The 12,922-nt window shown below is 46.4% G+C and carries 11 protein-coding genes, 2 pseudogenes and 1 other annotated feature (1 of these 14 only partly in view); all 13 genes and pseudogenes read left to right on the plus strand.

The window, feature by feature from the left end; translation table 11 throughout:
* A pseudogene (locus A2048_05300) lies at positions 1–381 on the plus strand (hypothetical protein); it begins 351 nt to the left of the window's first position.
* A gap of 10 nt (positions 382–391) precedes the next feature.
* Positions 392–1,663, plus strand: a complete 1,272-nt coding sequence (locus A2048_05305) for a hypothetical protein (protein OGP09840.1) — start codon at positions 392–394, stop codon at positions 1,661–1,663.
* A 110-nt stretch (positions 1,664–1,773) separates the two neighbouring features.
* The gene (locus A2048_05310; GenBank protein ID OGP09841.1) at positions 1,774–5,247 is read left to right on the plus strand and encodes a molybdopterin oxidoreductase; all 3,474 of its coding nucleotides are present in this window, start codon (positions 1,774–1,776) and stop codon (positions 5,245–5,247) included.
* 33 nt (positions 5,248–5,280) lie between these two features.
* Complete coding sequence (locus A2048_05315; protein ID OGP09842.1) at positions 5,281–6,408, plus strand: dehydrogenase; 1,128 nt, start codon at positions 5,281–5,283, stop codon at positions 6,406–6,408.
* 26 nt (positions 6,409–6,434) lie between these two features.
* On the plus strand, positions 6,435–7,247 hold the full coding sequence (locus tag A2048_05320; GenBank protein OGP09843.1) for a hypothetical protein: 813 nt from the start codon (positions 6,435–6,437) through the stop codon (positions 7,245–7,247).
* Positions 7,244–7,957, plus strand: a complete 714-nt coding sequence (locus A2048_05325) for a hypothetical protein (protein OGP09844.1) — start codon at positions 7,244–7,246, stop codon at positions 7,955–7,957. The genes A2048_05320 and A2048_05325 overlap by 4 nt, the downstream gene beginning before the upstream one ends.
* Positions 7,958–8,079, plus strand: a binding site (molybdenum cofactor riboswitch).
* 15 nt (positions 8,080–8,094) lie between these two features.
* On the plus strand, positions 8,095–9,318 hold the full coding sequence (locus A2048_05330) for a hypothetical protein (protein ID OGP09845.1): 1,224 nt from the start codon (positions 8,095–8,097) through the stop codon (positions 9,316–9,318).
* Positions 9,315–9,557: a hypothetical protein gene (locus A2048_05335; protein OGP09846.1), complete on the plus strand. Its 243-nt coding sequence runs from the start codon at positions 9,315–9,317 to the stop codon at positions 9,555–9,557. The genes A2048_05330 and A2048_05335 overlap by 4 nt, the downstream gene beginning before the upstream one ends.
* Before the next feature lie 4 nt (positions 9,558–9,561).
* Positions 9,562–9,948 carry a hypothetical protein gene (locus tag A2048_05340; GenBank protein ID OGP09852.1) on the plus strand — a complete coding sequence of 129 codons (387 nt, stop codon included), beginning with the start codon at positions 9,562–9,564 and terminating at the stop codon, positions 9,946–9,948.
* Positions 9,930–10,502 carry a hypothetical protein gene (locus tag A2048_05345; protein ID OGP09847.1) on the plus strand — a complete coding sequence of 191 codons (573 nt, stop codon included), beginning with the start codon at positions 9,930–9,932 and terminating at the stop codon, positions 10,500–10,502. Before A2048_05340 ends, A2048_05345 begins: the two co-directional genes overlap by 19 nt.
* Positions 10,487–11,470 carry a cyclic pyranopterin phosphate synthase MoaA gene (locus tag A2048_05350; GenBank protein ID OGP09848.1) on the plus strand — a complete coding sequence of 328 codons (984 nt, stop codon included), beginning with the start codon at positions 10,487–10,489 and terminating at the stop codon, positions 11,468–11,470. The genes A2048_05345 and A2048_05350 overlap by 16 nt, the downstream gene beginning before the upstream one ends.
* Positions 11,471–11,588: 118 nt before the next feature.
* On the plus strand, positions 11,589–12,494 hold the full coding sequence (locus A2048_05355; GenBank protein OGP09853.1) for a bifunctional molybdenum cofactor biosynthesis protein MoaC/MoaB: 906 nt from the start codon (positions 11,589–11,591) through the stop codon (positions 12,492–12,494).
* A gap of 1 nt (position 12,495) precedes the next feature.
* Positions 12,496–12,922: pseudogene (locus tag A2048_05360) on the plus strand (hypothetical protein).

Consider the following 12,922-nt stretch of genomic DNA (forward strand, 5'->3'; position numbering starts at 1 on the left):
GCGGGGGCCAAATTGATGTTAGATTGTCTGGTCCCCAAAACCTCCTTGTGGACCCCCAATGTAGCGGAAGCCTCTTATTTTTTTGGAAGAGAAATTAAATCAAAAAAAGATGTGTCAGAGGCGGCCCAGTTTCTTTTTTCCAAAACAAACACCCCGCTTTTGATCAAGGGATTTGTTTGGGAGAAAAAGGTTTATGACTTTTTTATGGATTCAAACCATAAACGATGGTTTTTGTCCCCCCTTTTGTCAACCCATCCCCGGGGGACAGGTTGTGCTCTTTCCAGTTTTCTTGCCTGTGCTTTGGGAAAGGGAATGTCCATCGAGCAAGCTGTCATGAAGGGCCGAAAGGATTTTAAGCATTGGCTTTCATTCAAAAGTTGACACTTTCAAGATGTCAATTGTATTCTTGGGCATGCCGTCAAATTGGTTCTTCCTTCTTTTTGTCTGTCTTTTTTTTGCCTATGAAATTCTGGAAAACGGGCTCATCCTTTTAAATAATTTTCATATCAAGAAAAATCGTTCCCATCTTCCGACCTATTTCATTGATAAAATCAAGTTTGCCGATTTTCAGAAAAGTATTTATTACACGCTTGAAAAAAACCGTTTTGCCCTTGTCTGGAATTTGATCAAAATCCCTTTTTTATGGGGAGCCATTGGTTTGGGGTTGTTCGATCTGTTTGATGCTGTTTTGGGGCTTTGGTTGAAAGAAGGGACGATCGTTTTTTCCGTGGCTTATTGCCTGATTTTTGCCTTTGTCCTTTTGGTTTTGCAGGTTCCTGCCGGGCTCTATTCCAATTTTGTCATCGAGAAAAAATATGGTTTTAATAAAATGACCCTCAGGCTTTTCTTTATTGATTTAATCAAGGGCATTTTCTTGGGGGCCCTGTTTGGAATTCCTCTTTTTTATCTTTTGTTTTGGTTGTACCAAAAAATGGGAACGACCTGGTGGATTTATGGTTTTGCCACTGTTTTTGTTTTTCAACTTTTTTTGGCCACTATTTACCCCACATTTTTGGCTCCCTTGTTCAACAAATTTACTCCACTAGAAGATGGCCCATTAAAAGAAGCCATTTATGAAAACGCCAAAAAAATTGATTTTAAAATGTCGGGCATTTACACCATTGATGGTTCCAAAAGATCATCCCACTCCAATGCCTATTTTGCCGGCATGGGGAGGTTTCGCCGTATTGTCTTGTTTGATACACTTTCAAAACAAATGACCCAGGATGAGATCATTTCAGTATTGGCCCACGAGATGGGGCATAACAAAAAAAGGCATATTCAAAAGCAGCTTGTTTATTCGTTGATAATCACCTTGGCTGGTTTTTGGGTTTTGTCGCTCTTGATTGGCTGGCAGCCCTTTTATAATGCTTTTGAGGCGGGAAGTCCGGCCCCTCACAAGGCCTTTGTCCTGTTTCCCCTTTTTTCAGGGTATATCACTTTTATCCTGACCCCTTTTGAAAACTGGCTTTCCCGGAAGTATGAATATGAATCGGACCGTTTTTCCATTGAAGTAACGGGCAATGCCGCCTCGATGAAGTCGGCCCTGGTCAATTTAACCAAAAAAAATCTTTCCAATTTAATTCCCCATCCGCTTTACAGTTTTTTCCATTATTCCCACCCAACCACGCTTGAACGCGTGAATGCCTTGGATCGTGGATAGATTGTACGCCGGTCTTCCTTTCCCATAATCCGGTTAGTATGATTCATGTCATACCACCCATTCCCCGTTTCTGGTTAAAGGAGGCTGAAAAATCAAAAAGGAGGGTGTCCATGGGATCGATTGACCGACGGAGTTTCTTGAAGATGGCTCTGCAAGGTGGGGCTGGCTTGTTATGGCTGACCGGTTGTGGCAGTCAGGTTTCAGAAGTTTTTCAATTTTTGCAGCCCTTCGATCACGACAATCCTTTAAAAGGATATCCAAGCCGTGATTGGGAAAAAGTTTATCGTGATCTTTTTCACTACGATTCCACTTTTAATTTCTTGTGTGCCCCTAACGATACCCACAATTGTTTGTTGACGACTTATGTAAAAAACGGAGTTGCTGTTCGCATAGGGCCTTCCTTTGGTTTTGGCAAGGCAACAGATGTGTATGGAAATAAATCGTCGAATCGATGGGACCCGCGTTGTTGTCAAAAAGGGTTGGCGTTGATTCGACGTTTCTACGGTGATCGTCGTTGTAAAGAGCCGATGGTGCGTCAAGGTTTCTTCGATTGGGCCAAATCTGGCTTTGAGCGTGACCCTTCAACCGGAGCGATGCCCAAAAAATATCTCAATCGTGGCAAAGATGCCTGGGTGAAGGTTAGTTGGGAAGAAGCCTGGGATCTTCAGGCACAAGTGATGCAAAATATTGCGACAACGTATAGCGGGGATGCGGGGAAGCAATATCTGACGGCTCAGGGGTATGACCCTGCCATGGTTGAAGCTGTTGAGGGGGCTGGTGTTCAGACTCTGAAATTCAGGGGAGGGATGGCTGCATTGGGTGCTACCCGTATTTTTGCGCAATATCGTTTGGCTAATTCTTTGGCCCTATTGGATTCAAAGATTCGAAATGTCGGTCCTGATAAATCAATCGGTGCCAGAGGTTGGGATAATTATAGTTGGCATACCGATTTGCCCCCGGGGCATCCGATGGTTACCGGGCAGCAAACAGTTGATTGGGATTTGGCCCTTGCAGAACGCGCCGACGTGCTTATTTGCTGGGGAATGAACTGGATTACCACCAAAATGCCCGATGCCCATTGGTTGACCGAAGCCAGGCTTAAGGGCACCAAAGTGATTGTGATTGCGGCGGAGTATAGCGCCACTTCCTCCAAGGCTGATCTGGCCGTGGTGGTAAGACCCGGCACAACCCCTGCATTGGCTCTGGGCTTGAGTTATCCCATCTTGAAACAGAAAAAATACAACCCGGAATATTTGCGCGCCTATACCGATCTTCCTCTTTTGGTGAGAATGGATACTTTGGAACTACTTAAGGCCAAGGATGTCATTTCCCATTATCAAAACTCGTCTCCTTCCAATTATGTTCAGATTCTCAAAGAAGGCGAAAAAGCTCCAAAACCTTTGCAGCAGAAATCCCCCCTTGTTTCCGAAAAATTGCAGGATACTTGGGGTGATTGCATGGTGTGGGATGAAAAAACACAAAAGAGTGTGCCCTTGGTGAGAGACGACTATGGCAAAAAATATGCCGAAAAAAATATTCAGGCAGCCTTGGAAGGTTCGTTTACGGCGACTTTGCTTGACGGCAAAAAGGTGGAAGTTCGGCCCAACTTCGATCTTTTGCAAAAATATGTTTTTGAGAATTATGATCCTCAAACAACCTCAGGCATTACTTGGGCTCCAATAGAAGCCATTCAATCAATCGCCAACGACCTTGCAGAACACAAGGGGAAATCGTTGTTTGCGATGGGAATGGGACCCAATCAGTACTTCAATAGTGACCTTAAAGATCGTGCCGTATTTTTTCTTGCCGCTTTGACAGAAAATATCGGTAAAGTAGGCGGCAATGTGGGCAGTTATGCCGGTAATTATCGGGGCGCTTTTTTTAGCGGCTTGGGGCAATTCACCCTCGAAGATCCTTTTAATATCAATCTGGATGCCTCAGCACTTGCCCAGCTTAAGCCTTATTTCAAGGCCGAATCGGTGCATTATTTTAATCACGGAGACACCGTGTTACGCATGGGCAAAGAATTATTGACCGGTAAAACCCATATTCCAACACCCACCAAGGCCATTCATGTTTCCAACAGCAATTCTCTTATCGGAAACGCAAAGGGGCATTATGAAACCGTGATGAACGTGCTTCCCCGTGTGGAATTCATCGCGGTGAACGAGTGGTGGTGGACCGCCTCTTGTGAGTACGCCGACATCGTTTACCCGGTGGATAGCTGGGCCGAACTCAAACATCCGGACATGACAATTTCGGTCACCAATCCTTTTCTTTACATATTCCCACGGACTCCCCTACCCCGCATTTACAATACTTTGGGTGACATCGAAGTGGCAGCAGGTTTGGGCAAAGCTTTTGCCAAACTCACGGGGGATCAACGATTCGATGACTATTGGAAGTTCGTGAACAAAAATAAAACGGATGTCTACCTGCAGCGGATTATTTCAACAAGTAATTCAACCAAGGGTTACGATATTCATGATCTTGAAGAAAAAGCCAAACAGGGGGTGCCGGCCTTGCTCATGAGCCGCACCTATCCCAAAGTGGGTGCCTGGGAACAAGCCAATGAAGACAAGCCTTACTACACAAAAACAGGGCGGCTTGAATTTTATCGTGATGAAAAAGAATTTCTGGATAGTGGGGAAAATATGCCTGTCTACCGCGAGCCCATTGATTCAACTTTTTATGAACCCAATGTCATCGTTTCCAAAACCCATCCGGCGTTAAGACCAAAGCAGCCTTCTGACTACGGTGTTGAGAACAGCGATCTGCGGGCCGATACACGCCAGGCCAGGCATATCGTAAAGCCCTGGTCAGAAGTGGCCCTGACTTCTCATCCTCTCAAAAGAGAGGGCTTCAATTATATTTTTCACACTCCAAAATATCGTCATGGGGCTCATACCACACCGATTGATACAGACATCATTGCCGTCTGGTTTGGTCCATTCGGCGACATGCACCGCGAAGACAAACGCATGCCTTACGTCACCGAGGCCTATATGGATATCAATCCCCTTGATGCGAAAGAATTGGGTATTGAGGACGGGGATTATGTCTATGTTGACGCCGATCCGCATGACAGGCCTTACAAAGGTTGGAAGGCCGGAACGGAAGAATACAAACTGGCCCGTCTCCTCTGTCGTGCGCGGTATTACCCCGGCACTCCCCGCAAGGTTACCCGCATGTGGCATAACATGTATGGCGCTACCTTCGGCAGTATGAAAGGGGCCGAAACGCGCACGGATGCTTTGGCCAAAAATCCCGACACGGGCTACCAATCCTTATTTCGGGCAGGTTCTCATCAGAGCTGTACACGAGGCTGGTTGAAACCCACGTGGATGACGGACTCTCTGGTTCGCAAAAATCTTTTCGGCCAGCAAATCGGAAAGGGCTTTGAGCCGGATGTCCATTGCCCAACCGGTGCCCCGCGTGAGGCTTTTGTGAAAATCACCAAGGCAGAAGATGGTGGAATGAACGGTCAACGCCTCTGGAAGCACGCTGCCGGAAAGTTGCGTCCCACTTATGAAAGTGCCGAAATGAAAAAATTTCTGGTTGGTGGTTATGCAAAGAAAAAATAAATCAGGAATCCTTACAAATAGAGGAGTTAAAATATGGCCCCTGTAAAAAACTGGCAGCTTGATCGCAACATGGAATACTCCTACGAGGAGAATCGGCCGAAAAAGCAATTAGCTTATGTTTTTGATACGAACAAGTGCATTGCCTGCCAGACATGCACGGTGGCCTGCAAGACCACATGGACATCTGGTGAAGGTCAGGAAGCCATGTTCTGGAACAATGTCGAAACCAAGCCCTATGGATTTTATCCTACTGCTTGGGATGTGAAAATTCTGGATCAGCTGGGCTCCCAAGAATGGAACGACAAAACTTATGCGGGCAAAACGGTGTTTGAAGCGGCACCCCCTGGAGAAAGAGTGCTCGGGTACCTTCCCGGGGATTCAGACTATGCCAATCCTAATTTGGGGGAAGATGAAATTGCAGGCACCTTAGACCAAGGGGCCTTCTTTCAGGGTGTTCACAATGCCTGGATGTTTTATCTTGCTCGAATTTGCAATCATTGCACTTACCCCGCATGCTTGGCCGCCTGTCCGCGAAAGGCCATTTATAAGCGTGAAGAAGACGGCGTGGTCCTTATCGATCAAAGCCGATGTCGGGGTTATAAAGAGTGCGTCAAGGCCTGCCCTTACAAAAAAACATTTTTTAATATGGTCACCCGTACGTCCGAGAAATGCATCGGTTGTTATCCCCTGCTCGAAAAAGGCGAACAGCCCCGATGCGTACAGACCTGCATCGGCAAAATCCGTCTGCAGGGATGGCTTTCCAAGCCTGAAGAGGCGCAACCGGATAATCCGCTGGACTATATCGTGCATATCAAGAAAGTGGCTCTGCCTCTTTATCCCCAATACGGCACCGAACCGAATGTTTATTACATCCCACCTATTCAGGTGCCCCGTGATTTTCTTTTGCAGATGTTCGGCCCACATTCAGACGAGGCCATCAAAACTTACAAAGCGGTTAAAGAAGATCCAAAATTACTGGCCGCCTTCCTGCTTTTTGGAAGTTCGCCCAAGACTATCACCAAGTTTGATTACAACGAGAAAGAGGCCATTGGTTTCAATGAGAATAATGAAGAACTTGTTCGTGTCCCTCTGATCGAACCCTTTTTTGAAAGAGATTTCTTTGACGCAAAATTGGAAGTGTATCGGCATAATACACCCTGATTCCATTTTTTTTGAGGGGAAGCCTTATGAAAATAATAATTTTTCTTCTTGTTTTTTTTATGATGGGTCTTTCCGCCCAGGCTCAGGAAATTCAGGTTAAAAAAATTTCTGTTGGCAAAGAATTTTTCGAGCAACCCAATGCACAGGCTGACCAGTGGTCCCAAGTTCCGGAATCTAGAGTGACCCTTTTGCCTCAAAACATCACCACACCCTCCTTGCTGGCTCCAACCATTAATCTGGTTCAGATTAAAGCCTTGCATAACGGGAAATGGATGGCTATTCGCGTGGAATGGCCGGATACGACGGATGACCATCAAGTTACCACCGATCAGGCTAGTGACGCGATAGCGGTTCAGTTTCCATTGAAAGAGGGCGACAAGACCTCTCCGTTTATGGGTTCCAAAGACGCTCCTGTTGGAATCATGCAATGGAAGGCCCTCTGGCAACATGATATCGACAAAGGTTATCAAAAGGTGACCGATATTTACCCCAACACTTTTTATGAAACCTACCGTTTTGGCATCAAAGCTGCAGAGGAAGCAGGGAACTCCGTTTCCCGTCAACAGAGAAAATCACCTGTTGAGGAATATGTCGCCGGGGGGTTCGGAACCTTGACCGTTCAACCTCATCAGGATGCCCTGGCTAGCGGAAGCTGGCTCAATGGGAAATGGGTAGTGGTCTTTGCACGCCCTCTCAAAAATTCCGATAAAAATGATCCCAGGTTCAGCGCCGGAGACAAGAGTGTCATTGCATTTGCGGTCTGGGAAGGTGGGCATAAAAACGTTGGTGCGCGAAAAAATTATGCCATGTGGATGCCTATTGTATTTGAGAAAAAATGAGGGATGAAATGGATATCCAAAAACAAATTTCAGAAAACCTGTTTCGAGCAGACCTCTATCGTATTCTGGCGTTGGGATTTGAGGAGCCCAATCCAGAGAATTTGAGATCGATTCAAGGCATTGCAAAAGATCTTTTGGAACTGATTTGCGATATGGAGTGTTCTCTAGAGTTGGAGATTGCTCTTCGTGGTCTTGTAGAAAATGGCGACTGGAATACCGGGGTCTTATCGGCGGAATATTACCGCCTGTTCGGCACTCATGTGATTTGCCCCTCTTCAGAGGGTAGCTTTCAGCAGGTGGAAAGAGGCCCGATCATCGGTGATATTTCCGCTTTCTATGAAGCCTTCCAAATGAAAGTCATTGAACACCAAGGCCCACCGGATTCCATAAAAATGGAATTGGGTTTCATGAGCTTCATGGCGTTAAAAACAGTGTACGCTTTGGAAAATGGTCTCAAGGAAGAAAAAGAAATCGTTGATGAAGCGCAAAAAAAGTTCCTATCCTCTCACTTGGGCCGATGGGTTGAACCTTTTGTGGCAAAACTGGATGAATCAAGTCGCTATCCTTTTTACACAAGCCTTGCACGCTTACTTGTGAAATGGGTGACCGAGGACTGTCGAAATATCGGGGCTTCCCCTGTGCCGCTTGCAGTCCATGAGATGAAAGATGATGGGGAAGTGTCTTGTAGTTTGGGAAATCTGAGTTCGTAAATTTAATTTTTTCTCTAATCTCTTTGTCCTAAGTCCTAAATGGATATGGAAAAAGAGACGGGGTTTGGAGTGGAAACGCCCAAGCCTACCGATTCTTGGGGAAGTTCTTCCTTAAGATGAATTGTGTAGGAGAGCTTATGCTTACTCGTCCGTCCATTGCTCTGGAAATTATTTTAAATGAAGTGTGTTCCTTGCCCGAGGAGTCCATTTTCTTGCCGAAGGCTTTAGGACGTTATCTCTCGCGAGAGATCTTTGCCCCCCTGTCTTTACCCCCTTTTGATAATTCGGCCATGGATGGCTTTGCTGTCCATGCTTCAGATGTTCGGTCGGCATCTCCTTCTTCTCCCATTTCACTCAAGGTGATTGATACTCTGGTCGCAGGAGACCTTTGTGCTTCATCCCGAAGACTTAAACTTGGTGAAGCCGTACGAATAATGACGGGTGCGCCAATGCCGACAGGAGCTGATACAGTGGTTCCCTTTGAAGAGTCGGAGGAAAAAGAGGGATATTGTATTCTCAGGAGCCCTGTTTCTGTCGGGCGGCATGTGCGCAAAAAAGGAGAGGATATTCAGGATGGAACTTGTGCGCTGAAAAAAGGAGTACGCCTTACACCCCGAAATATGGCCCTGCTTGCCGCATTGGGATTTGATCAGGCTCCTGTGACACGGCTTCCCCAAGTGGCCCTGTTTTCAACGGGCAATGAACTGAAAACTTTGGGATCTGTGTTGGAACCTGGCCAAATTTATGATTCCAACGGCCCCACCTTAAGTCTGGCTCTCCAGGAGCTGGGCATGGAAGCCACGCTGCTTCCAACGCCGAAAGATACATTGCAAGATTTGCTGGATAAGTTTCAAAAAGCTTCCGCATCCGATGTGATTTTGAGTATGGGCGCCGTTTCCGCAGGCGATTTTGACCTTGTTCCCCAAGCCCTCGAAAAATTGGGAGCAAAGATCCTGTTTCATAAATTGGCCATTAAGCCAGGTAAGCCCCTGCTTTTTGCCAGGTGGGAACATCGTTTCATTTTTTGTCTGCCCGGCAATCCTGTTTCTGCATTGATTGTCTTCGACCGTTTTGTGCGTCCTGCCTTGCTCAAGATGATGGGGGCTTCAAATCTATTTCGCAGGCGATATACAGCAACAGTTTCTCAAGAAATAAAAGCGACCCAAGGGAAAGAAGATTATTTGAGAGCTGATGTGGAATGGAAGAACGGCAGTTTTATCACAAAACTGGCGGGGAGCCAGGGTTCGGCGCATCTTGTCCCGTTGGCAAAGTCCAATGCTTTACTCGTCATTCCTGAATCACAGACGCAAGTGATGGAAGGGGAACAGGTTGAATTTGAATTTTGGGAGGATATGCCATGAAAATTAATCTTAAATATTTTTCCATCTATCTGGATCGATTTCAAAAAGAGGAAACAAAAGATTATCCTGATGCTTTATCTGTCAGAGAGATATTTTTTTCCCATTTCCAGAGTAAAGAAGAGGCCGAGAAATTTTTGAAATTCACCCGCTTTGCCGTGAATGCGGAATATGTTCCCGTGGAGACTGTTTTAAAAAACGGAGATGAACTGGTTTTCATCCCCCCCGTAAGTGGAGGTTAAAATGATGATACGGATAACAAATGAAATCATCCCAATAGATGCAGTCTTGGCTTCCACCCAAGATGAAGGTGCTGGCGGACATGTCCATTTCATCGGCACGATTCGGCAAGAAGATGCCATCGAGGGAATCGAATACCAAACTTATCTTCCCTTGGCGCAAAAGCAGATGGAAAGCGTTGCCAAGGAAGCAAAAAAAAAATGGTCCTTAAAAAAGGTGTCGGTGGTACACCGTGTTGGGTGGGTTCCCGTGGGTGATGCGGCTGTTGTCATTGCGGTTTCGGGTGTTCATCGCAAAGAAGCGTTTGCAGCCTGCGAGTTTATGATCAATCGAATCAAGGAAATCGTTCCAATCTGGAAAGAGGGAGGTGTAAAATGTTGCCACCATCATTAGGCATTGCGCTTCTCTGTGGAGGCCGATCGAGTCGTTTTGGTTCCAACAAGGCTTTGGCTCTTGTTGACGATTCCACAATGATCGAGCGGATTGTAAAACAGGCGCAAAAACTTGTTCCCAACATAATCCTGGTTACCAATACGCCTGAAGAATATGCCTTTTTGAATTTGCCTTATCTGACCGACTCGAGACCCTATGCCGGGCCTCTTGCCGCATTACTCACGGCATTTGAAAAAACTCCCTATGAAAGAATTATCCTGATGGCGTGTGACATGCCAGGGTTGAACCAGGAATTAATCCAGACCTTGTTGCAACAGACTCCAAAAGCCGATGCCTGCGTCATGCAAGATGCCGCTGGCCCCCAATATCTTTTTGCCAGTTACTCCCGTCGACTTTTGAAACCGCTCGGTGAATTTTTTACGCAGGGAGGAGAGTCGTTCAGGGAATTTTTCAAACTTCACCCTTCCTGTTTGCATTTGATCGATTCTAAAAAAAACATTCCGAATGTAAATACTCGAAGAGATTTGGAGGAATTTCAATGCTCTGTGATTTAAAAAACAGGCACGTGAGCTATTTGCGATTGTCGGTCACTGACTTGTGCAATTTGCGTTGCCGCTATTGCATGCCGATCGAAGGAGTCCCTCGTTTTGGCAAGGCCAATATCTTGAGTTTTGAGGAAATCACCCGATTAGTCGGTGTTTTATCGGGGTTGGGCATTCGTCGAGTGCGTTTGACTGGTGGGGAACCCCTGATTCGAAAAGACTTACCTTTGTTGGTGGAAAAAATTCGCTCTATTCCAGGAATAGAGGAAGTGCTTTTGACAACCAATGGTCTCTTATTGAAGGACCAGGCCGCCGATTTAAAATCAGCGGGACTTAGCCGTATTAATGTTCATCTCGATACGCTTTCTGCAGAAAAATTTCTTCAGATTGCCCGTTGGGGCAAAATTGACCAAGTGTTCGAGGGCATTCAGGCCGCTAAAGAATCCGGTTTTGATTCCATGAAACTCAACATGGTTTTGCAGAAGGGAATCAACGAGGATGAAGTGCCAGATATGCTCCGCTTTGCCGCTTCCCAAAATATGATTCTTCGGATCATTGAACTTATGCCTATTGGTGAGGTACTCAAACAAGAAAATCGTTTCATATCCGTGAGTCAAGTTCGAGAAAAATTAAAGCAGGAATTTACCTTGCTCTCTTCACTTTCCAAATGGGGACAAGGGCCAGCGCTGTATCAGCATGTTTCTGAACTCAAGACGGACATTGGTTTTATCAGCCCCATCAGTCAACCTTTTTGTGATACCTGTAACCGGATCCGGATTTCCAGTGATGGACGCTTGCAGGATTGCCTGGCTTATGACGGCGATGTGTCTCTGCGTGACCATCTGCGCGATTCGCATAAGAGCGATGATGAAATTTCCTCAATCATTTGCGGGCGGATTTATTCCAAAGCAGAGGGGCACGGCGGATTTTTGCAAAAAGAGGGAGAAAGAACTCCCTGCATGTATGGGATTGGAGGATGAAAGTGCACCGTCGGGCTTTGCCCGTGGTGTACGCGGGGTTTGGGGCCATCGGAGGCCGACACCAAATATTAATGATTCGTATAGACACATTGGAGGCCGGACGGGGCCCCAACTAAAAATGATCGATATTTCGGCAAAAATAGAAACCTTGCGCACGGCCATTGCAGAAACTTCTGTTCTTGCAAAACGGGAGACGCTGGAGCGTGCCCTAAAGGGCGATACTCCCAAAGGGGAAGTTTTACCTGTGGCCCGTGCGGCTGCGGTGATGGCGGCCAAGAAGACACCGGATTTAATTCCCTATTGTCATCCCCTGGCCATTGATTCCGTGAAGGTGGATTTTGAATTGAAGGAAAATGCCCTGTTGATTCGGGTGGAGGTAAAAGCCATCGGGCGTACGGGCGTTGAAATGGAAGCCCTGACGGCGGCCTCCATGGCGGCACTGAATGTTTACGACATGCTCAAGGGAATTGACAAGGAAGTGGTCATCGGAAATTTGAGTCTGATTGAAAAACACGGCGGCAAAAGTGATTTTCAGGAGAAAACATCACAACCTTACCGGGTTGCCGTTCTTGTCTCGTCCGACAGCGTGTTTGCAGGAAAGAAAACAGACAAGTCCGGAAAAATAATCGTGGATCAAATGAAAAAATTTCCTGTGGAAGTCTTGCATTACGAAATTGTCCCCGATGATCCTCTGGCGATACAAGAAAAAATTCTTTCTTGGTGTGAAGAAGGGATCCAACTTGTTTTAACAACGGGCGGAACAGGCTTGGGACCCAGGGATATCACAGTGGAAACGATCAGAAAAATAATCGATCGGGAAATTCCAGGTATTGCCGAAGCCATGCGTGCTTTTGGTCAGCGACGCACGCCCTATGCCATGCTTTCTCGGGGCATTGTTGGGCTTAAGGGGAATACATTGATAATCACCTTGCCCGGCTCTTCACGCGGAGTGGAAGAAAGTTTGGCTGCGATTTTTCCCAACGTATTGCACCTTTTCCCGATGGTCAAAGGAAGGGGGCATTAAAATGGAACCACACTTCTATTCCCTGATCCTTCTCTTCTTTCTTGCTGCCGCCATTTATTCTTCTGCCGGTTTGGGCGGCGGGTCAGCCTATCTTGCACTTCTGGCCCTTTTTGGCTTTCCATATACCGATATTCCCTTGTTCGCGCTGGGCTGTAATATCTTGGTGGTCAGTAGCGGACTTTGGCATTATTGCAGGGCGGGCCATTTGCGTTTCAACAACGTTCTTCCTTTTTTGATCACTTCCATTCCCCTTGCCTATCTTGGAGGCAGCTTCAGCCTGAGTAAAAAAGTCTTTTCCCTATTGCTGGCTTTTTCTTTGGTTGTTGCTGCTTTGCGTCTTTTATCCAGGAACCAAGAGAGGCAACTTCAGGTCGTTTCCTGGAAAAAATCTTGCATGATCGGATTGCCGGCAGGCGCTGTCATCGGGT

The organism is Deltaproteobacteria bacterium GWA2_45_12, assembly GCA_001797365.1.
Classification (GTDB): Bacteria; UBA10199; UBA10199; order UBA10199; family UBA10199; genus UBA10199.